The organism is Nocardia sp. NPDC060255 (genome assembly GCF_042727395.1).
Lineage (GTDB): Bacteria > Actinomycetota > Actinomycetes > Mycobacteriales > Mycobacteriaceae > Nocardia.
The window spans coordinates 234024-255054 of record NZ_JBHXAU010000003.1; the positions used below are offsets into that span (position 1 = coordinate 234024).

The window sequence follows — 21031 nt, forward strand, 5'->3', positions numbered from 1 at the left end:
ACAGCGGTCCAGACTAGACCTCGGTGCCGGCACGCGATACCTGCCGCTGTTCGAGCTGGTCCAGCAACACATTCGCAACGCGCTCTTCCGGCACCGCCGTGCCCACTCGAATCATGTGTGCCGAGAGATCCGGATCCCAGGGCACCGGGGTCACCCGCCCGACGGAAGGGCCCGCACCACCGACTGCGGCGAGATAGTCGGCGCTGCTCATCCGCCAGGGAATGGCACCGACTCTGGCGACAATGTTCGCCGCGATGCGCAACCCTTCACCATCGAAATCGCCGTGATAGTGCAGCTCCGCTCCCCCGGCACTCAGCTGCTGCAGCAACCGCACGCCGGCGCTGCTCGGCCACCCGGACGTGCAGATCATCGGCGGGCAGCGAACTCCGAATCTGGCCAGTGCCAACGCAAGCAGGCTCGGATTCTCGACCACCCAGACCCGGGTCGGTGCGCCGACAATCGGCGCGGATGCGCGGAGCTGCTGCAAAGTCAGCGCGGCGGCCTGCCCTGCCTCCGCACAAAGGTGAAGGATTTGCCCGATTGCCGCGCGTTCGGTGGTGATACGCAGCCCAGCGGTCAGGACGGTCGAGGACAACTCGTCATCGGCGATACTGGCCCGGTCCCACAGCGCGCGCAGGCCACCGGCATCCGACGGTGGATCGACGCTGTAGAGCGCAGCCAATGCGCGGACCACCATCGTGTGCAGTCGAGTGCCCTCGTCGAGGGCGTGCGGATCGCCGAGCACCGTGTCGGCGAACACCGGAAGCGGAATCCCGACACCGGGCAGTTCCTTCAACACGCCAAGGGCGTGGCCGAGCAGTTCGCGTGTCCGTTCGACCGATCCTTCGATGAGTCCGTTCCGCCGCATCGCCACCACCCAGGCCGCCAGCGCAGGCTGTGCTTGCACGACCTCATGCCCGGACAGCCACTCCCACAGGCTATTTCGCGCCGTCGCAGCGCTGCGACGTTCGGCGGCACGGTCGCCGATCGGTCCCACCAGCTGTGCTACGACTTCATAGGCGGTGCAACCAGTGACATCGTCGAGTACGTCATCGAGGTCGGCCAGCGTGACGGTGGTGTACTCGCCGGGGAGCCGCAAGAGTCCGAAGAGATCCGCGATCGCGCCTCGCTGCTCTGCATCGAGCGGTCCGACCCGCACCCTCTGCACGACGCGGCCTGCCGAGAATCGCTCGTGTAGCGCCCGCCACAGCGGGTTCAATGCGGGTGAGAGCTGCCGAACTCGACTTCGGTCGGTCACCTGTCGACCGTCCACCTGCCCGGCCGGGTCCTCGGCGTTCATTCGCCGATCGTAATTCGTTGATGCGGCTGCCGACTGCTTCGTCTTCGCCGACCAGCATCGACACTGTGCCACAGTTAACAATCAGCAAGCCTTGTCTGTGACGACTCGCCGACTTAGGTTTAACCTATATCGTCATTCGGGATAGCTATCGTCAGCGGGACTGCGAGGCATCCACGACGTCTCGTGACATGTCCAAAACCCGATCTGATGCGCGGTACCACCGTGCCAACAGGCCGAATCTAAGGTGGTGTGCGCATGAATGTATCGACGAAATTCGTTGCCGTGTCAGTGCTTACGGCCGCCATCGTGGCGGGTTCCTTGACCACGGCACAGGCCGACGACGAGCCGGCCGGCCTGCACTACACAGCACAGGCAGTCGGCGGCTCGATGACCCTGACCACCGACGCGGGCTCCCTCGATACCGCCGACGACCGGCTGGAGATCCGCGACGACAACGGCAACCTGATGGTCGCGTTCCCGCTCGGCTACTACCGGGATAATCAGCGGTGGCCGATCGCGGCCCGAATCGACGGCAACACCGCGACCCTGACACCGAGTGTGGACCCAGCCAGCGCGACACCGGCGCCGGGCACCACCGACCAGTTGAACGACATCGCCCTCGACCCGCAGTCCCCCGCCTTCGGCGCGGCGCTGTCGACCTTCTCCACCATCATCGGCATCGGCACCGCACTGGGCACGGTCATCGGCACCCTCGTCGGCGCCTCCCTCGGCTGCCTGCTCGGCGGCCTGCTGGTCGGCGGCGCCGCGACCCTCCCCACCTTCGGCGTCCTCACCATCCCAGGCTTCCTCGGCGGCTGCATCGTGACCGCCATCCCCGGCGCCGCCCTCGGCGCCATCGTCGGCACCATCGTCTTCGGTGTGCCCGCAATCATCCTCGGCGGGATCCTGCTCGGCGGCGCGCTGGCCGCATAGGGGGACCTGGCCACCCGATCAATCACCTGACCAGCCTCAACACGCGACGATCTGCTCGTCGCCGGCCAGGAGGTCAGGTCACTTCAACCTGCCACGACTGTATCGTCTGAGATACTATCGAACGCGATAGTATCTCTAATGGAAGTCAGTGTAGGGGAGGTGTCGCTTGGTCGACTTCATCGGACGTCAGCGCGAACTGAACACTCTTGACGCCGCACTGACCGGGGTAGAGGCAGAAATCGGCACGGCAAAGCCGGGGCGTTGCCTGATTCTGCGTGGACGACGCAGAATCGGCAAGTCTGCGTTAGTTGAAGAGTTCGTGCATCGGCGCCGAGTACCAAATGTCTTTCATACCAGTGAGATCGGGTTCGGCACCGACCCATTGACGGAGTTCGTCGACGCCGTGCGCAGCTCCTCTTTGCCGGACGCCGAGGTATTCGCCGAGGCTGTACCCGGCAACTGGACGGCCGCGTTCCGTTTACTCGCGAGCATTCTGCCCGACGACCATCCGTGTGTCGTCGTGATGGACGAGCTGCCGTATTTGATGGACCCCGCCGGGGCGTTCGAGAGCGTTCTGCAGCGAACCTGGGATCGTGAACTGTCACGCAAGCCGGTGCTGCTGATCCTCATCGGCTCCGATCTCGCGATGATGCACGCACTCACCTCATACGGACGACCGTTCCACCAGCGCGGCACCGAGATGCGACTCGGCCCGCTCAACCCCAACGACGTAGCCACGATGACCGGCCTGGAACCGGCGGCCGCCTTCGACGCCACCCTGGTGACCGGGGGGCTGCCCGTCATCTGCGCGCGCTGGCGTTCAGGCGAAGATATTTGGGAGTTCCTTTCCCGAGAACTCGCCGATCCGGTGAGCCCATTGGTCGTTTCCGCGCAACTGTCGCTGGCCGCCGAATTCCCGGATCAAACCCAAGCCCGACATGTCCTGGCGGCGATCGGCAGCGGCGAGCGCACATTCACGAACGTCGCCAGGGCTGCTGGCGGCATCGCACATTCCACGCTGTCCCGTGCTACGGATCTGTTGACCGACAAAGGCATCGTCGCGGCGGAGCTGCCGATCAGCCTCACACCGTCTAAGGAACGCCGGTACCGGATAACTGACCCGTACCTGCGCTTTTGGTTGACGTTCCTGGGCCCGAACCTAGCCGAATTGGACCGCATGCGGCCCGACCTCACGCTCGAGCGCATTCACCGCGGGTGGACGAGCTGGCGCGGCCGCGCCGTGGAACCGCTGGTCCGGGAATCACTGGCGCGCCTGTTGCCGGCGTACGGCATCCCGGCAACGCCTGCCATCGGTGGATACTGGACGCGAAGCAACGATGTCGAAATCGACATCGTTGGCGCGGACAGAGAGCCCGTCGCACATGAGCTTTACTTCTTAGGTTCAATCAAGTGGCTGGAGAATTCACCTTTCGACAATCACGACTTGAGCGAACTCCAGCGTCACCGCTATCGAGTCACCGATGAACCGATCCCACTGATCGCTGTCACTCGATCCGGCGTGACAACCGGACATCTCGACGCGGTGTTCACACCTGCTGACCTGCTTGAGGCATGGGAACCGCGAGGTTGAAAATCTACGACTTCAGACAGATGCAGCCCAGGATCTCTACGCGCGTGGCGGGCGAGTCATCGTCGAGCCAGTCTTGGATGGGGGCCAATCCGGGATCGAGAATGTCGAATCCGGCCACGTGGGATGCGATTTCGGCGCGCGAGCGCAGCGCCGGAGCGGCTGAACTGCCTTTGGTGGCCGACATGGCCTGTCTGATGAAGTTCGAGTCGGAGTCACTCGTGACGTGGGTGAGGATCAGGTAGCTGCCCGGCGCCATGACGGCACGCAGTCGGGCGATGATCTCGGCAGGATGTTCATCGTCCATGATGAAATGCAGGACGCCGACGAGCAGAAACGCGACCGGCTGTGCGAAGTCGATCAACCCTTCCGCGGCCAACCGGTCGATGATCGTGTCGGGCTGCCGGAGGTCGGCCAACATCGGCGTATCGCCGGACGAACTCGACACGGTGGCGTGCGCGAAAACAACAGGGTCGAAATCGATCGAGACCACCCGCGCCGACGGATCGATCTTGCAGGCTACGTCGTGGACAGACGGTGAAACCGGGATCCCCGCACCGATATCGATGAACTGACGGACGCCGGCGTCGGCAGCCACCTTGACACCCCGCAGCAAAAACCGACGACTCATCTGCGCCAACGCTTTCGAGTCCGGCGCCACCTTCAGCACCCGCTCGGCAAACTCCAGATCCGCGGCGTAATAGTCCTTGCCACCAAGCATGTAGTTGTAGATCCGCGCCGAACTCGGCTTATACGGATCAACCCCCATCGGCTCCCGCCTGAAGTCCGACACCCCACCTCCTCGGTAGCGCGCCGATCGTAACAAGGTGGTACAAGCCGACCTGTGCGTTCACGCAGGATAGGCACGACACTCAGCCTCCAACTGCCAGTCCAGATGCGTGCCGCGGTAACAGATTCTGGAGCATCGGGCGGCCGCGGTCCGACATACGACGCCTTGAACATGCCGGTGCGCAGCTGGCTGGCGATAGCGTACTTTTTAGGCCACAAACGCAACTATGGATCGCTTGCTGTAGTTTTCGGTTCCATCTGCAGCCACCGTAGCGATCTGCTCAGCAGCGCCGAACGATAGCGCGGACCTCAGACTCGAGACGGAGTGAGCTGGACCGGTAGGTACTGCGGGGCTGCGGTGAGGATCGACTCGGACATCGGGAGGGTGTTGGGGGCGGCGGCGAGACAGAAATCGGGGTAATGCGCGAGCAGGGCCCGTAGTGCCACTTGTCCTTCGAGCCGGGCCAATCGTGCACCGATGCAGTAGTGCGTGCCGAGGCCGAACGCGAGATGGATCGGGCCGGTGCGGTCGGCCAAGTGCACGCGCAGGGGGTCGTCGAAGACCGCGGGATCGGTGTTGGCCGCGCCGAGCCCCACGATGACGACCCGCCCAGGCGGAATCTCCACCTGCCCCAACAACAATGGGGCCGTGGTGTATCGCATGGTGGCGAACGGTCCTGGGCTCAGGATGCGCAGCACCTCCTCGACATAGGTGTCGATGCGATCCGGGTCGGCGGCGAGTTCGTCGCGGATCTCGGGTGTCAGGAGCATGATGCTGTTGGCGATCAGCCCGCGGGTGGTTTCGTATCCGGCGGCCAGGAGCACGGTGGTGTTCGTTGCGATTGCGCGATCGGCCGCGATGATCCGGTCGGCGGCCGACAGCCCGGCAGTCGCGGGGTCCGCTGCGACTGCGGCATCGCAGCGAATGATCAACGTGCCCAGTAGGTCTGCCGGCAACGGATCGTCCGGCGTCCAGGACACCAGGTCGGCTCGCTGTCGGCGGTGACGCACCTGCTCCACGAGGTAGTGGGCGAACTTCTTGCTTGCGCGAGCGCGTTCCAGACCTGGGCTCTGGGACAGCAACATCGTCTGCACCCATTCGCCGAATTGCTGGTGATCGCCGGCCGGAACTCCGAGGATTTCGCAGATCACCTGCACCGGTAGCGGTGTGGCGTACGCGGGTAGCAGATCGACCGGCGTCTCGGCCGCGGCGAGGTCGGTGAGCAGTTGCTCGGCGATCTCCCGCACACGCGGCTGAAGTGCGGCCACGGTCCGGGGCGTGAACGCATCGGCCACCAGCGCCCGCAGGCGAGTGTGTTCAGGCGGATCCGACCACGGCAGTCGCTCCCCCAGCGCGAGCGCAGGCAACGTGAGCTCAGCGAACTCCTTGACCTCGGAGCTGGTGGTCGCGGCGGGATTCTTCCGCAGACTCTGCTCGCCCAGCGCCTGCCGGGCCAGCTTGTAGTCGGTGACCAGGATCGCGGTACCACCACCGGGATACGTCACCTCATGGACGCCACCGGCTTCCCGCAAACTCGGGTAGATCTCGTACGCACGGCGGAAGAAATCGTCGGGCAACCGCACGCGCGGCGGCGAATTATGCGACGTGGTCATCTGCGAGCCCCTGCTTGTCTCGATCGGCACAGGCGCACACTGTGGTGCCCTCCCCTGCGGCAAGGGGTCACCCCGCCACAGACGATCATGCAGCACAAACCGCAACAGGTTCCAGTTTTCCGGCCTCTCCCGTCAAACCTGCTGAACCGCAGACCCATTGGGTTCGGATCACCGCATGTCAGCGCGATCCGACAAACCGGTTCCCCCGAACTCGCGCAACTCAGCCGACTGACCTCGGCTAGGTGTCCGGTCCCGGGGCCGGGATCTAATCCCGGGAGCGCAACCGCATCCTGAGTCCAGCGGGCTTCAAAGTTACGAGCTCGTCGACCTCGAGGTGATACTTCGGATCCGGCTCCAAGTCGAACGCGCACAGCACGTGCGCCAGGGTCAGGACGATTTCGTGGATAGCGAACTGGCGCCCTATGCACGAACGCAATCCGATACCGAACGGCTTGTACGCCGCCGCCATGCGCCGTGGGGTTGCGTCCGGGGCGAACCGATCCGGATCGAATCGGTCGGCGTCGGGTCCCCACGCGCGTTTGTCACGATGGACGGCGAGGAGATTCACATACACCCATTCGCCGCGCCCAATGCGGTAGTCGCCGAGGTACGTGTCCTGTTTGGGTCGCCGGAAGTATCCGCCCGCAACCGGCCACAATCGTAGAGTCTCGTCGACTACTCGACGCAGATACTGCAGCTTCGGCACCTGCTCGTAAGTGAGTGTCGTCGGGTCGCCACCGGCGATGGTGTCGACCTCCTGGCGCACGCGTTCGACGATGTCGGGCCGGTCCCCCAGCGCGTGGAGAGCGAAAGTTAATGTGCCTGCACTTGTTTCGTTGCCAGCGATCAGAAAGGTGAGTACCTGGTCCCGTACGACTGTTCGCGACAGCGGGTATCCGGTGGTCGGATCCGAGGTTTCCATCATGCGCTGTAGAAGATTAGGGGGTTCCGCGGCGGCGGTCCGGCAATTATCGATCATGTCATCTGCGATGCGCCGCAGCTTCGCGACGTCGTGCTGGTGGCGGCGTAGGGCGAATCGACCGATCGTCGCATCCACGAAATTGATCGAGACCGGCCGACTGGCATACCGGAGCACGTCGAGCATCAGTTTCACGACCGGTAGATGCTGCTCTGCGGACGGCTGGTCAAGCTTCGTGAAGCTGTGCCCGAATCCCGCGCGGGCGATGACTTCCAGTGCCATGGAATTCATTTCGCCTACTACGTCGACGGGATCACTGGAGCGTTCCCACCTTCGTATCAGCTCGCCGACCACCTGCACCATCACGGCGTGGTACCCGCGCATCGCCTCGCGAGTGAACCCAGGCATGAGTACGCGGTGCGCGGCCCCCCACTGCGGATCGTCGGTGGACGCGGCAATCAGCCCGGTGGGTACCACATTCCGCAGACGCCGGATCGGCGGCCCGAACTCCTTCTCCCACAGGGATTCCGATTGCACCACATCAACCAGGTCCGCGCTGTTGACGATCACCATTCGCATCGGACCGAAACGCAACTCATAGATCGGGCCGACCCTCTCCGAAAGCTTGGCCATCGACTGAACCGGCTTACGAGGGTTGATCGACAACATGTCACCGAGCACGGGAAGTCTGCCGGGCGGGTACGGAAACTCGTTCACAGCGGGATATTTCCCTTCGATCGCGGAACACACGAAACGGATCCAGGCGCAAGCAAGCCCGCGTCCGAATCTAGCCCTCGGCGATTCCTGGGAGGTGCCCCTGACAAGCGGACATAGGCTCAGGCGCTCGGGAAGGACATTCCGGCGAGTCGGCAATATCGCGCCGCAGGGCTCAGTCACCGTACTCGGAGGGCAGTCAGGCGCCAGCCGCGACCGCGAGTGCGGGTTATGCGTGCGGCCAGGGCGAAATGGCGGTGGCCGCGGTCGTACGCGGCGAACAGTTCCGCCGCGACATCGTTGACCATCACGACGTCGACTCGGGTCAGTATCGCCACGCCCATTGCGTGACCCGGCACGAAACCGCCGCTGACCAGCGTGCCTACCGCCGACACCACCGACGCGTCGGCCATGGTGCCGAGGTGGGCGACCGGTCGGCGGCGATCGAGCACCTCGAGCGCGAGTCGCAACGCACGTCCAGCGAATTGTCTTGCATCGCTGTCTGATTCATCGATCAGCCGGGCCCCGACGCGCCTTGGGCGGGGCAGGCGACACGGATCAGTCCTGTCGGCCCGCCGACACCGGTCGCCGTGCGCTGTCGGTCGAGGGTGACAAGGCGGGCCCGCACGCAAGCCCGCCACCCCCGTACATCGCCGATAGTCCGTCACTGGCGGCTCGATATTCGGCACCGGTGACGGCGCGACAAATCCATCCACTTCGACTCCCCCTACGCCCACGTCGCGTCCCCCGCGATCGGATCGCGAAAGCATCCCACGCACACCGACCCTCGTCCACCTACCAAGCGACCACTCATGTTCGGCTATATAGCTGGGCGAGCCCGATGAGCAGCACGTCCGAGTCCTGATCAGCGCTCTCACGAAGCGCACCGCTGAAGCTGGCACCGCATGTGCTCTGGCTTCGTCGTCATCTGATTCCTCAGTTCTTAGGACTGCACTCCTAACGGGTAGCACCGGCCGACGGACCTCGATCGAGTACGCCACCTATCCGGGACATCAACGACCAGCCGTGACGCGCAGATCTACTTGCCGAACTCCTCCGGCTTCTCGCGAATCCAGACTCGCCGCCTTCTGCGACTTCGACGCATCCGCAACACATTCCGGGCGTTTCCCATACATTGGCGTGCCTGTGCGCTAAGCCACCGATCCGCAAGCACGGTGCTAATGTTGTTGAGCAGCAGCATGATCGGTTACGGACTACCCGCTGTGGTGTCCGATCGCGACCCGCTGGGGCGCACATTCAGAGAGGTGGGGGCGGTGGCCAATCCCGAAGTGCCGGAGGGGATCGACTTGAGTAGGCCCAGCATTGCGCGGGCCTATGACGCGGTGTTGGGCGGCAAGGACAATTACGATGTCGATCAAGTGGTGGCTGATCGGCTTCGGGAGACCATGCCCCAGATCGGCGAACTCGCTTGGTACAACCGGGCGATCCTGGGCCGCGGCGTGCGGTACCTGACCGGTGAAGCCGGGATCCGGCAGTTCCTGGATCTCGGTGCGGGATTGCCGACAATGGAGAACACCCACCAGGTCGCCCAGAGCGTCGACCCGAACGCGCGGGTGGTGTACGTCGACATCGACCCGATCGTGTTGGCGCACGGGCGAGCCCTGTTGGCTACCAATGGACTCACCAACGTGGTAACGGCTGACCTGCGCGATTCGGCGGGGGTGTTGGCTTCACCTCGCGTCCAGAAACTGATCGACTTCACCGAACCGGTGGCGGTGATGCTGGTGGGCATGCTGCATCACCTGCACGACGACGAGGACCCGAAGGGCATCGTCGACGCTTACATGAGTGCGGTGCCGTCGGGCAGCTACCTGTTCCTGACCCACTTCTGCGATTCGGGTCCCGAGGCCCGGGAACTCGAAAAGACGTTCCTCACCTTCCTCGGCACCGGCCGCTTCCGCACGCACGACGAAGTCGCGGCCTTGTTCGACGGCCTCGAGATGGTCGATCCCGGATTGGTTTATCTGCCGCAATGGCGTCCGGACCGCATCGTCCGCGACAACCTGACCATCGCCGAACGCCTCATGATCGGTGCGATCGCTCGCAAACCCTGACTCCGGCCGGCCCGCGCGCAACTCCAGCGCGCGGTGCGACGCCAGCGCTACGGCAAGGCCGCAAGGAGCTTCTGCAGCACGGCGGGTGTGTCCTCCGGTGGCGCGGCGTAGACCGCACTCAGGACGTCCATCAGCTGCCGGTAGTGCTGTAGATCCGATCTCTTGTCCAGATAGAGTGCGCCCGTGAGCTGTTCGAGGTAGACAATGTCGGGCAGCTCCGATTCGGGGAATCGAAGCATGCTGAACGAGCCACCTTCAGCAGGAGTGGGACCAGCCGTCTCCGGCAACACCTGCAGGGTGATGTTCGGCCGCTCGATCAGCTCGAGGAGATACTCCAGCTGATCGCGGGCAATTCGAGGGTTCGGCGGTAGCCGCCGCAGCACATGCTCATCGACGACCGCCCACACCGACGGTGCGTCCGGCTCGCGGGTCAGGATCCGCTGCCGTCGCATCCGCAGATCGACCAAGCGCTGCGCTTCCTGCGCCGAGTCGAGCCCGAAGACGTATCGGGCATAGTCGGCGGTCTGGAAAAGGCCTGGGATGTAATGGGTTTCGTAGATTCGGATCCGCTGGGCGGCCTGCTCCAGGCCGACGTACGTCTCGAACCAGGATGGGAGCAGGTCACCGTAGCGATGCCACCAGCCGGGCTGGTTGGCCTGTTGCGCCAGGTCCAGGAAGCGCTCACGCTCGTCGAGGTCGAGCACCCCGTACAACGTGAGCAAGTCCCCCATGTCACGTTCCTTGAACCCGGTCTGTCCCAGCTCCATCCGCGTGATCTTGGTTTCGGACGCCCGCAACGCTTCACCGGCGACGCGCCGACTGATATCGCGCGCTTCACGAAGCTTGCGCAGTTGGCCGCCGAGCGCGATCCGCAAAACCGTCGGCCCTCGTGCAGCAGACAGATCCGGTACCGCAGGACTTGCTTGTTCCGGCCTGATTGCCATCAAGTCGTCTCCGATGTTGTATCGCCGCCGATGTGCCTGGGAGCCACGTCCCAGTAGCCCACACCAACGAAATACTTTACAGCATCAGGCTATCGAGGCCGCCGTGTTTGATCGCCGCGACGAACGCATCGAACTCCGTGCGGTCGAACGTCAGCACCGTTCCTCGCGGGTGCCGCGAATTGCGCAATCCGATCCGATCGGCCGAAAGTTGTGCCACCTCAACACAATTGCCGTGTGGACCACTGTATGAGCTCTTCCGCCAGGTGATTTCGCTCGAAGGTAGCTCGTGCGCCGCAATTTTCTCCGACATGACACTCTCGACTTTCTGGTTAACGCCACTCACCAAACACTGTACACACCAACGCACGTGCAGATGTACGTGCGTTCGCAGGTGCAGGAGCAGGTGCCGTTGCATCTGCGCACAGTGTCTGAAACACTGTGATCGCCCATATCGCTCCACGGGAGTGCAGCGTGGGCAGCTGAACGCTGTTGCACCACAGAAGGACACACGGCATGGATCGTCTCGACGAACAGGCAGCCGACTCGCTTCCTGTCCCGAGGACCGATGTCGATCCGCGCGTGCGCCACCTCCGAGTCGCAATGCCAACATGGCCGAGCCACTCCGGACGCGAAAGCTGCGCCACTTGTGCTGGCGGACAAGCGAATTCGGATTCCACATCGACAACCATGTGGCCCTCGGCCGACCTGTCGAGTACTCGCGCGCTCACGGCCCGCAGGTCAGCGTACGAATCTTCCCGATGCCGGGGTGATGCCTCCCCCGGCATCGGGAAGCATCACCGACCGGGGGAATTGCGATGAGACGCACAGGACTACGCACAACCACAACGGCTGACGGCCGGAAAGCCGCCGACTGGCAACTGATTCGGCGCCGCCCGTGGATCCTGCGAATAACGCTCTTCAGCGACCCCTGCCCTGCGGTCGAATGGCCGGACAAACCGCTACCGCTAGCGCAGCCAGGAACGATCGTCTTCGACACATCCTCACTGGACCTCGCCGACGCGCGCGAGAAGCTACCGCAGCATCAAGACTTGTGGAATGCCGTGCAACACGAGTTCTGGACAACCCTCTTCGATACCAGCGACCTCCCCGCAGCCGCAGGCGACGCCTGATCAATCCGGCTGCAGCGACACGACGACCGATACCGAGCTGCGCAGTCCGAACTGATCGCGACGCAAACGCCACCGGACTGTCGTCCCACTCGACAGTCCGGTCGACCAAATGACCAAGGTATGGATTCGCTCTCAACGAGTTTCGGTCGATCCGCGATTCCGGTTCAGGGCTGCGATCGGATTGTCGCTGCGGCGATAGCCTGGCGTGTGTCGTTCAACTCGGTTGGGGAGAGCTCGATCGGGCGGTGGGTGAACGCGTTGTCCTCGATCGTGGTCACTGTCTGTCCTGCGGTGCGGGCCAGATCGTGGAGCCAGTTCGTCGCGTTCAACAGGGCCGCCGATGCCTCGGTGCCCGCGTCGATCAGTTGATGCCGCTCGAAACTTTCGGACAGGGCCCGGAACGCATTCATCAACTCTGGGTGTGGACCGGGGTCGGCCGCAGCTGTCGCCTTGGCCAGCCGGTCATCCCAGTTCTCCCAGGACCAACCGCGCCATTGTCCGGTGATCGCTTCCAGGACACCGGAATTGTCGCCAAGTGACCACCACGCGCCGGACTTCCGCGCAGGATCGAGACGGAGACCGTACGCCGGCATAGTGGACAAGCGATTGGCCTCCTCCCAGCCGGTGATGACGTCGACTAGTACTGGTCCCTGCTCCAACAGCTGTGTCAAATCGATGGCAGGTGTGTAGACCCGGGACTTGTCGGCACCGACGACCGTGACGATGCATTGCGGCCAACGGCCAGCGCAATAGTCGCTGAGGTCCACTTCTCGGAATTCCGCCCAATGGAGACACCAATCCGGCCAGGTTTCCCGCATCGTCTCGAAGACAGCGGAGCGAATCGGGCGTTCCTCGCACACGCTGGAGTACCACAACAGCATTCGCCGGTCGACGTCGATCACCGCCGCCGCTTCGAGGTCGTAGATCCAATTCTGGACCTCTTCCTGCGCGGCAACGAACCGGAGGGCGCTCTGTGCTCCCGGCAAAAGATCCAGGTGTAGCGATCGAGCACCCCAGTGGGTGTAGAACTTCCGTTGTGTCCCCGCGTCGATGACAACGATCTCTGCTCGCGACCCCATGCCGGTCACCCTAAGCGCCAACCCACCCGGTCTACTGGCGATTGAACCTGTTCTCAATGGAATCACGCCACTACCACTCGTCACAGGGACCGTCAGAGTCCGGTTGCCGCGACACGCGCTCGCGACTATCTCTGGATCGGCGTTGTCGACGAGGAGAACGCTTGAGATTGTTCGCCTTCGGCCCGCCAATCGGCCGCGTCGAAATCAGCCTTCGGCAGCGAGTTGTCCGCAAGCCGCAGCGATTTCTTGACCGCGGGTGTCGCGGACGGTGCACGGGACACCTTGGGCGTTGACGCGGCGAACGAACTCGGCCTCAACGGGTTTCGGGCTGGCGTCCCACTTGCTGCCGGGGGTCGGGTTGAGCGGGATCACGTTGACGTGTACGCGCGAGCCCAACGCCTTGTGCAGCTTCTGGCCGAGCATGTCTGCGCGCCATGGCTGGTCGTTGATGTCGCGGATCAGTGCGTACTCGATGGAGACTCGGCGGCCACTCTTGTCGGCGTAGTAGCGGGCGGCGTCGAGGACCTCGGAGATCGGCCAGCGGTTGTTGACCGGGACGAGGGTGTCGCGGAGTTCATCGTCAGGAGTGTGCAAAGAAACGGCGAGGGTGACCGAGAGGTCTTCGTCGGCGAGTTTGCGGATGGCTGGGGCCAGGCCGACGGTGGAGACCACGACGTTGCGTTGGGAGATGCCGAAACCGTCGGGGGACGGGGAGGTGATGCGGCGGACCGCGGCGACTACCCGCTTGTAGTTGGCCAGGGGTTCGCCCATGCCCATGAAGACGATGTTGGATAGGCGGCCGGGGCCGCCGGCGACCTCGCCGTCGCGCATGGCGGCGGCTGCGGCGCGGACCTGGTCGACGATTTCGGCGGTGGACAGGTTGCGGTTCAGGCCGCCCTGGCCGGTCGCGCAGAACGGGCAGGCCATGCCGCAGCCTGCTTGGCTGGAGATGCAGAGGGTGGCGCGGTCCGGGTAGCGCATGAGGACGCTTTCCAGGAGGGTGCCGTCGCCCGCGCGCCACAGGGTCTTTCGCGTCTCGCCCGCATCGCAGGCGACGTGCTTCACGACCGACATCAGCGGCGGGAACAGTGCCTCGCCGATCTTTTCGCGCACCGGCGCGGGCAGGTCGGTCATCTGTTCCGGGTCGGCCTGCAGCCTGCCGTAGTACTGGCGGGCGATCTGGTCGGCCCGGAACTTCGGCAATCCGAGCTCCTCGATGGCCGCCCGCCTGCCCTCGGCGTCGAGGTCGGCGAGGTGCCGAGGCGGCATGCCACGGCGCGGAGCATCGAAAACGAGGGGCAGGGAGACGGTCATAGTTACTCCATTCTCCCATCTGGGCGAATAGGCCGCACACTCGCCCGTGCGCTGGCGCCTCCGACATGACCAGTTCGTTGCCGGGAAATACGTGTAACTGTCATAGCAGTGGGCAATGATCGGAATATGTCCACCAATGCTGACCACCTGCCGGATCCCGAACCGGCCTTCCCGGACGAGCCGATCACCTCGGCTCCCCCGGCAGCCGGGCCGCCCGCCACCACCACCCCACCGGCAGTCCCCGCCGCCAAGCACCGCCAGTCGCTGTCCTCGCGCACCGGCAACACCTGGATCGCCCTGATCGCAGGCGCACTGATCCTGATCGTGCTGCTGGTCTTCATCCTGCAGAACCTCGACCAGGTCGACGTCGGCCTGTTCTTCTGGCACTTCTCCCTGCCACTCGGCGTCGCCGTCCTCCTGTCGGTAATCGGCGGCGCGCTGGTGATGGCACTGGTCGGCGGCGTCCGCATCCTCCAACTGCGACGCGCCGCGAAGAAATAGTCGCGAGCAGACGGGCGACACCGCTGGACCGTCAAAGAGCGAGTGCACGAACAAGGGCGCGGATGCGTGCCGGATTTCCGGTCCACTTCCGCAGCGCGTGTCCCGGCTTGTCGAAGTACTCCCGCAACAGGTCGAGTGCATCGGCGAAGGTGGTTCCGCTGGGCCAGGACGCCCGGTCGGCATATCCACACTCCAGCAGCCGCCCGATGTCTTCGGCATCACGCGGCGCGAGGCGCTGTGCGTAAGCGAAGACCTTGAGGCAGAGGGCGGTCGCGATGTCCGGGATCGCGATTCGGGCGGACACCCGGGTGCGGTCGATCAGTTTGGCGCTGAGGGCAATCCATATCGGCGTGCGCGCCAGTGCCACGTGCAGCGCGGGGATGCCGTCGACGGCGATCGGTCCCGCGTCGAGATCAGGGACGTGCCGGTTGGTGAACGAGGGCGCGAGCAGGTCGATCGTTGCGGCGGTGCCACCGACCGAACGTTCGAACCGGTTGCCGGCCCGTGGATTGTCATAGCCCATGCCGCGCAATCGATCCAGCAGGGCACCGTCTCGAATGGTGAGCAGTTCTACAGCGAGATCGGCATCTCTGGTCGCGCGCAATGGAATCGAGACGCCGCTGCGCAGCACATGGAGATTGACCATATGGCCGCCGACCACCGCCCACGAATCCAGTGCGGTCGCCGCGGACGCAGCATCGGCCAGCGCGAGATAGGCACCGTCCTCGGCTCGCGAACTGCTCTCGATCTCCAGTTCGATCATGCGACGAGCTCGCTGCGTGCCGTGAGGAACCGCTGTTCGAGCTCGGCCACGGCCTCGGCAGCGTCGGGGCCGTCGCCGGCGAGGACGTGCCGGGCTATCTCGGTGATGGGTGCGAGCGGCCACGCTTGTGCAGGCGGCCCGCCCATCGCCGTGGCGATCGCCGGGTCGAGGTGCAGTCCTGGCGCGATCTTGCCGACGGTCACCACGACGGTCGCATCGGCGGGGCCCGTTTCGACCGGGACGAAACCGGCCGTTTCCAGCTCCACGCGCGCGTCGGCATGCAGGTAGACGATGTCCGGGATACGCCACGGCGCTACCCGATCAGCCGCCCAGTCACCGCAGACCTGGAGCGAAACTCGTTGAGCGGATGCGTGTTCCAACGCGAGTTCGATCTGTCGTGACATCGTGTCGAGGCTGTACCAGGCCTCGACGGCGTCCACCTTGGGTGGGCGAGTGGCGACGAGACGTTCGAACAGCTCGCGTGGACGCCGAACCTGCCAGCCGTCCGTTGCCCGCTCCGTCCAGCCCTGCGCATCAGCGGCAGACAGGATTTGGGAGACTCGCGCCTGCGTCACGCCGGTGGCTTCCGCGATGCCGACCTGACGTTGGGGAGCCGGGCTGCCGAGGAGGAACGACAGCACAGCGATCTCAGCGCGCGACAGTCTGGTCTCGGACATCTTGCGAGTATAAATTTTTACAGAGAGGCTGGCAAGAATTTATAGTTCCTGGTCAGAGCAGGGTGCTGAGGACCAGCCAGGAGACGAAGGCGGAGGGGAGCATGGAGTCGAGGCGGTCCATGATGCCGCCGTGGCCGGGGAGCAGAGTGCCCATGTCCTTGATGCCGAGTTCGCGTTTGATCTGGGATTCGATCAGGTCGCCGCAGGTGGCCACCAGGACGAGGCCGACGCCGAGGACGACGCCGATCATCGAGTTGGCGTCGAGCAGCAGGGTGACGGTGAGCAGGCCGCCGATGACGCTGAAGACCAGGGAACCCCCGAAACCCTCCCAGGACTTCTTCGGGCTGATCGACGGCACCATCGGATGCCTGCCGAACAGCACCCCGGCGACGTAACCGCCGACGTCGGAGCAGACGACCAGGATCATGAAGGTCAGCACCCGCAGGTTGCCGTCCGGTTCGAGCAGCAGCAGCGTCGCGAACGAGGCGAGCAGCGGGATCCAGGCCAGCGTGAAGATGGCAATGGCGGTGTCGCGCAGGAAGTTTCGCGGTGCGGTTTGCAGTCCGTGGTCGAAGAGGCGCCACACCATGCAGGTCAGCGCGGTGGCCGCGAAGGCACCCGCGACACCGCTGGCACCGTACGGCCAACCGAGCCAGAACACGGCCTGGCCGCCGACGATGAGCGGAATCCGCGGCACCAGCACATCGGCTTCGCGCAGCCGTTTGGCGACCTCCCAGGTCGCGACGCCGACCGCGACTCCGACGACACCGATGAACACCTTCGGCACGAACAGCAGGATCGCGATGAGCGAGAGACCGAGACCGAAACCGACGGCGAGCGCCGCGGGCAGGTTCCGGCCCGCGCGGGAACCGGACGCCGGGGCGGCGGCGAGCACCGCGTTGGGACCGTGCGCCTCGGGGTCGTGCTCGGCGGCGGAGACAGCCGGCACAGCCTGCTCGGTGATCACCGCATCCGGTCCCCAAGAGGACACGCTGGACGGCGCAGCACCGTCGTGCGCGCCCGGCGACGAAACACCATCGGTGGCCGGAGCGTCGTGATCGGACGCCGCAACCGAGGCTAAAGGCTCGTAACTCGACGCTTCCGCATCGCGCACGCGCTCTTGCCTCGTCTCAGCTGTGCCGTTCACCGGCCTCGGCTCCTCAGCCGCACCGGTCGCGGCGGCGTTCTCGGCCACGATTGTCCCGTCGCTCAACTCGTCGTTCCGTTCGTCCCCCGCCCGGCGGGCCTGCTGCGTTCGATCGGCGGCGCGCCGACGTCAGCGTCAGACCTCGAGCAGTTCAGCTTCTTTGTGTTTGACCAGTTCGTCGATCTGGCCGACATACTTGGCGGTGGTCTTGTCGAGGTCCTTCTCGGCGCGCCCGACCTCGTCCTCACCCGCCTCGCCATCCTTCTGGATGCGCGACAGTTCGTCCATGGCTTTGCGGCGGACATTGCGGATCGACACCTTGGCGTCCTCCCCCTTGCCCTTGGCCTGCTTGGCCAGTTCGCGGCGACGTTCCTCGGTCAGCTGCGGCACCGAAATGCGAATGATGTCACCGTTGTTGGTGGGGTTGACACCGAGATCGGAGTTGCGGATGGCGGTTTCGATCGCGCCGAGCTGAGCCTGCTCGTACGGCTTGATCACGACCATGCGCGGCTCCGGCACCGTGATGCTGGACATCTGGGTGATGGGAGTCAGCGAACCGTAGTAGTCGACGACGATCCGAGTGAACATCCCCGGGTTGGCACGTCCGGTGCGGATGCCTGCGAGATCGTCCTTCGCTACCGTGACAGCCTTTTCCATCTTCTCCTCGGCGTCGAAGAGCGCTTCATCAATCACGACCGTTTCCTCCACAGCGTCGTCATCGTCATGATCCGCGGGTCGCGGGGTCAGGACCGAACCAATGTGCCGATCTTCTCACCGGCGACCGCTCGGGCGATATTGCCCTTGGTCAACAAATTGAACACCAGAATCGGCATCTGGTTGTCCATACACAGGCTGAAGGCCGTCGCGTCGGCGACCTTGAGCCCTTGCTCGATGACCTCTTTGTGGGTGATCTCGGAGTACATGGTGGCGTCCGCGTCGACCTTGGGATCAGCGGTGAACACGCCGTCGACGGCCTTGGCCAGCATCACTACCTCGGCACCGATCTCCAGCGCACGCTGAGCGGCGGTGGTGTCGGTGGAGAAGTACGGCATGCCCATGCCCGCGCCGAAGATGACCACGCGGCCCTTCTCCAGGTGCCGCTTGGCGCGCAGCGGGAGGTAGGGCTCGGCGACCTGGCCCATGGTGATCGCGGTCTGCACCCGGGTGTCGATACCCTGCTTCTGCAGAAAGTCTTGCAGCGCAAGGCTGTTCATCACGGTGCCGAGCATGCCCATGTAGTCCGAGCGGGCGCGTTCCATGCCGCGCTCCTCGAGCTCGGCGCCGCGGAAGAAGTTGCCGCCGCCGATCACCACGGCCACCTGCACGCCGGTGGCGACCACCTCGGCGATCTGCTCGGCGACCGTCTGCACCACGTCCGGGTCGAGGCCGACCCGGCCGCCGCCGAACATCTCCCCACCTAGCTTGAGAAGCACCCGGCGATATCCTGGGCGATCGATCCCCGGGTCCGTCATGGGTGTTCTTCTCCTTCGGCGGTCAACGTTGTTCTCGGCAGGCAAGTGCGTCATAGAATTCGGCAGCTCGGAAAGGCTCCTCAACACGGAGCGGCCCCTATCCTGCCTTATGTGTGTTCGGCGGCATAAGAAGACCCCCCGTCAACCGGCAAATCGGTCGACGGGGGGCCTGCTCGCTATGGTGCTGTGAGTGCGGCTAGACCCGGTCCCGCGGGTCCATCCCGGTATGCACCGGGACGGTCGCGGGGCGCGATCAGTTGGCGCCGACCTCGAACCGGGCGAAGCGGGTCACGGTGACCCCGGCCTCGTCCAGCAGGGCCTTGACGGTCTTCTTCGAGTCGGTGACCGACGACTGCTCGAGCAGCACGACGTCCTTGAAGAAGCCGTTGACGCGGCCCTCGGTGATCTTCGGCAGTGCGGCTTCGGGCTTGCCCTCTTCGCGAGCGGTCTGCTCGGCGATGCGACGCTCGTTCTCCACGATGTCGGCCGGAACCTCGTCGCGGGTAACGTACTTCGCCTTGAGCGCGGCAACCTGCATGGCGGCGGCACGGGCGGCCTCGGCGGCCGCGTCACCCTCGCCCTGGTACTCGATCAGCACGCCGACGGCCGGCGGCAGATCCGAGGCACGCTTGTGCAGGTAGGTGGCGACCGGGCCGTCGAGCGAGATCACGCGACGCAGCTCGAGCTTCTCGCCGATCTTCGCGGCGAGCGCCTGCACGGCCTCGTCGGCGGTCTGGCCGCCGAGATCGACGGCCTTGAGCGCATCCAGGTCGGCGGGCTTGGCAGACGCGGCGGCAGCCACGATCTGATCGGCCAGCGCCTGGAACTCCGCGTTCTTGGCGACGAAGTCGGTCTCGGAGTTGATCTCGACCATGACGCCGCCCTTGGCGGTGACCAGGCCCTCGGCGGTGGTGCGCTCGGCACGCTTGCCGACGTCCTTCGCACCCTTGATGCGCAGGATCTCGACGGCCTTTTCGAAGTCACCGTCGGTCTCGGCCAGCGCGTTCTTACAGTCCATCATCCCGGAGCCGGTGAGCTCCCGGAGCCGCTTCACATCGGCAGCGGTGTAGTTCGCCATCGGTGGCGAGCCTCCTTCGGAGAAAGTGCTTGAGTACTGGGCAGCGGTGATCACCATCGCACGCGTTGGTGATCACCGCTGGAACAGCGAGTTACGAGACTCAGGCCTCGGCCGGGGTCTCCACAGCGGCAACCTCGACGGGCGCCTCCGCCGGTGCTTCGGCCGGGGCCTCAGCGGCGGCTTCGGCAGGGGCCTCGGCGGCCGGTGCGGCCGACGCGAGCAGCTCCTGCTCCCACTCGGCCAGCGGCTCGCCCGCGCCGGCTTCCGGCTTGTCGTCACCGGAGGACAGCCCGGCCCGCGCCTGCACGCCCTCGGCCACCGCGGAGGCGACGACCTTGGTGAGCAGTGCGGCGGAACGGATCGCGTCGTCGTTACCCGGGATCGGGTAGTCGACCAGGTCGGGGTCGCAGTTGGTGTCCAGGATCGCGATGACCGGGATGTTCAGCTTGCGCGCCTCGCCGACGGCGATGTGCTCCTTGTTGGTGTCGACGACCCAGATGGCCGAGGGCACCTTGGCCATGTCGCGGATACCACCGAGGGTGCGCTCCAGCTTGTTCATCTCACGCGTGAGCATGAGGATTTCCTTCTTGGTGCGACCTTCGAAACCACCGGTCTGCTCCATGGCCTCGAGCTCCTTGAGGCGCTGCAGGCGCTTGTGCACGGTGGAGAAGTTGGTGAGCATGCCACCCAGCCAGCGCTGGTTGACGTAGGGCATCCCGACGCGAGTCGCCTCGGCCGCGATCGACTCCTGGGCCTGCTTCTTGGTGCCGACGAAGAGAACGGTGCCACCGTGGGCGACAGTCTCCTTGACGAACTCGTAGGCCTTGTCGATGTAGGTCAGCGTCTGCTGCAGGTCGATGATGTAGATGCCGTTGCGGTCGGTGAAGATGAACCGCTTCATCTTCGGGTTCCAGCGCCGTGTCTGGTGTCCGAAGTGCGCGCCGCTGTCGAGCAGCTGCTTCATTGTTACGACAGCCATAGCTCCCGTATCTCT

Annotated in this window: 21 protein-coding genes; 5 read left to right on the forward strand and 16 right to left on the reverse strand. The window is 64.8% G+C overall.

Annotation, left to right across the window (positions count from 1 at the left end; genetic code table 11):
• Positions 1–13: 13 nt before the first annotated feature.
• The gene (locus ACFWF1_RS09350) at positions 14–1300 is read right to left on the reverse strand and encodes a TIGR02679 family protein (RefSeq protein WP_379284691.1); all 1287 of its coding nucleotides are present in this window, start codon (positions 1298–1300) and stop codon (positions 14–16) included.
• Positions 1301–1555: 255 nt separating this feature from the next.
• Here ACFWF1_RS09350 and ACFWF1_RS09355 point away from each other — a divergent pair, with 255 nt between their 5' ends.
• Positions 1556–2233, forward strand: coding sequence for a hypothetical protein (locus tag ACFWF1_RS09355; RefSeq protein ID WP_379284692.1), 678 nt, complete (start codon positions 1556–1558; stop codon positions 2231–2233).
• A 166-nt stretch (positions 2234–2399) separates the two neighbouring features.
• On the forward strand, positions 2400–3824 hold the full coding sequence (locus ACFWF1_RS09360) for an ATP-binding protein (protein WP_379284693.1): 1425 nt from the start codon (positions 2400–2402) through the stop codon (positions 3822–3824).
• Between the two features lie 4 nt (positions 3825–3828).
• Here ACFWF1_RS09360 and ACFWF1_RS09365 read toward each other — a convergent pair whose 3' ends face one another.
• The 4 genes from ACFWF1_RS09365 to ACFWF1_RS09380 all read right to left on the reverse strand — a co-directional run bounded on the left by ACFWF1_RS09365 (position 3829) and on the right by ACFWF1_RS09380 (position 8627).
• Positions 3829–4614 carry an SAM-dependent methyltransferase gene (locus ACFWF1_RS09365; RefSeq protein ID WP_379284694.1) on the reverse strand — a complete coding sequence of 262 codons (786 nt, stop codon included), beginning with the start codon at positions 4612–4614 and terminating at the stop codon, positions 3829–3831.
• A 305-nt stretch (positions 4615–4919) separates the two neighbouring features.
• Positions 4920–6224 carry a cytochrome P450 gene (locus ACFWF1_RS09370; RefSeq protein ID WP_379284695.1) on the reverse strand — a complete coding sequence of 435 codons (1305 nt, stop codon included), beginning with the start codon at positions 6222–6224 and terminating at the stop codon, positions 4920–4922.
• Between the two features lie 265 nt (positions 6225–6489).
• Positions 6490–7860: a cytochrome P450 gene (locus ACFWF1_RS09375; RefSeq protein WP_379284696.1), complete on the reverse strand. Its 1371-nt coding sequence runs from the start codon at positions 7858–7860 to the stop codon at positions 6490–6492.
• Positions 7861–8036: 176 nt separating this feature from the next.
• Positions 8037–8627 (reverse strand): Rv3235 family protein, encoded by a 591-nt coding sequence (locus tag ACFWF1_RS09380; protein ID WP_379284697.1) that lies wholly within the window; start codon positions 8625–8627, stop codon positions 8037–8039.
• A 504-nt stretch (positions 8628–9131) separates the two neighbouring features.
• On the opposite strand from ACFWF1_RS09380, the gene ACFWF1_RS09385 reads away from it, so the two are divergent.
• Positions 9132–9932, forward strand: coding sequence for an SAM-dependent methyltransferase (locus ACFWF1_RS09385; protein WP_379284698.1), 801 nt, complete (start codon positions 9132–9134; stop codon positions 9930–9932).
• 47 nt (positions 9933–9979) lie between these two features.
• On the opposite strand, the gene ACFWF1_RS09390 is transcribed toward ACFWF1_RS09385, so the two are convergent.
• Both ACFWF1_RS09390 and ACFWF1_RS09395 read right to left on the reverse strand, forming a co-directional pair.
• Complete coding sequence (locus tag ACFWF1_RS09390) at positions 9980–10876, reverse strand: helix-turn-helix domain-containing protein (protein ID WP_379284699.1); 897 nt, start codon at positions 10874–10876, stop codon at positions 9980–9982.
• A 76-nt stretch (positions 10877–10952) separates the two neighbouring features.
• Positions 10953–11219 carry a DUF397 domain-containing protein gene (locus ACFWF1_RS09395; protein WP_379284700.1) on the reverse strand — a complete coding sequence of 89 codons (267 nt, stop codon included), beginning with the start codon at positions 11217–11219 and terminating at the stop codon, positions 10953–10955.
• Between the two features lie 472 nt (positions 11220–11691).
• Between ACFWF1_RS09395 and ACFWF1_RS09400 the strand changes: the two genes are divergently transcribed.
• Positions 11692–12006, forward strand: a complete 315-nt coding sequence (locus tag ACFWF1_RS09400; protein ID WP_379284701.1) for a hypothetical protein — start codon at positions 11692–11694, stop codon at positions 12004–12006.
• A gap of 164 nt (positions 12007–12170) precedes the next feature.
• Here the strand turns inward: ACFWF1_RS09400 and ACFWF1_RS09405 are convergent, their stop codons facing one another.
• Both ACFWF1_RS09405 and rlmN read right to left on the reverse strand, forming a co-directional pair.
• Complete coding sequence (locus ACFWF1_RS09405) at positions 12171–13085, reverse strand: hypothetical protein (RefSeq protein WP_379284702.1); 915 nt, start codon at positions 13083–13085, stop codon at positions 12171–12173.
• Positions 13086–13289: 204 nt separating this feature from the next.
• Positions 13290–14399: a 23S rRNA (adenine(2503)-C(2))-methyltransferase RlmN gene (gene rlmN, locus ACFWF1_RS09410; RefSeq protein WP_379284703.1), complete on the reverse strand. Its 1110-nt coding sequence runs from the start codon at positions 14397–14399 to the stop codon at positions 13290–13292.
• Between the two features lie 126 nt (positions 14400–14525).
• Between rlmN and ACFWF1_RS09415 the strand changes: the two genes are divergently transcribed.
• A complete protein-coding gene (locus ACFWF1_RS09415; RefSeq protein ID WP_379284704.1) occupies positions 14526–14900 on the forward strand; it encodes a lipopolysaccharide assembly LapA domain-containing protein in 375 nt (124 codons plus the stop codon).
• A 31-nt stretch (positions 14901–14931) separates the two neighbouring features.
• Here the strand turns inward: ACFWF1_RS09415 and ACFWF1_RS09420 are convergent, their stop codons facing one another.
• The 7 genes from ACFWF1_RS09420 to rpsB form a co-directional block, all read right to left on the reverse strand.
• Entirely contained in the window at positions 14932–15663 is a 732-nt protein-coding gene (locus ACFWF1_RS09420) for a hypothetical protein (protein ID WP_379284705.1), read from the reverse strand.
• Entirely contained in the window at positions 15660–16340 is a 681-nt protein-coding gene (locus tag ACFWF1_RS09425) for a MarR family transcriptional regulator (RefSeq protein WP_379284706.1), read from the reverse strand. Before ACFWF1_RS09425 ends, ACFWF1_RS09420 begins: the two co-directional genes overlap by 4 nt.
• A gap of 52 nt (positions 16341–16392) precedes the next feature.
• Positions 16393–17289 (reverse strand): phosphatidate cytidylyltransferase, encoded by an 897-nt coding sequence (locus ACFWF1_RS09430; protein ID WP_379284870.1) that lies wholly within the window; start codon positions 17287–17289, stop codon positions 16393–16395.
• A 333-nt stretch (positions 17290–17622) separates the two neighbouring features.
• The gene (frr, locus tag ACFWF1_RS09435; protein WP_357378401.1) at positions 17623–18180 is read right to left on the reverse strand and encodes a ribosome recycling factor; all 558 of its coding nucleotides are present in this window, start codon (positions 18178–18180) and stop codon (positions 17623–17625) included.
• Positions 18181–18230: 50 nt separating this feature from the next.
• Positions 18231–18959 carry a UMP kinase gene (pyrH, locus tag ACFWF1_RS09440; protein ID WP_379284707.1) on the reverse strand — a complete coding sequence of 243 codons (729 nt, stop codon included), beginning with the start codon at positions 18957–18959 and terminating at the stop codon, positions 18231–18233.
• 253 nt (positions 18960–19212) lie between these two features.
• Entirely contained in the window at positions 19213–20037 is an 825-nt protein-coding gene (gene tsf, locus ACFWF1_RS09445; protein WP_379284708.1) for a translation elongation factor Ts, read from the reverse strand.
• A gap of 100 nt (positions 20038–20137) precedes the next feature.
• The gene (gene rpsB, locus ACFWF1_RS09450) at positions 20138–21016 is read right to left on the reverse strand and encodes a 30S ribosomal protein S2 (protein WP_379284709.1); all 879 of its coding nucleotides are present in this window, start codon (positions 21014–21016) and stop codon (positions 20138–20140) included.
• Positions 21017–21031 lie beyond the last annotated feature (15 nt).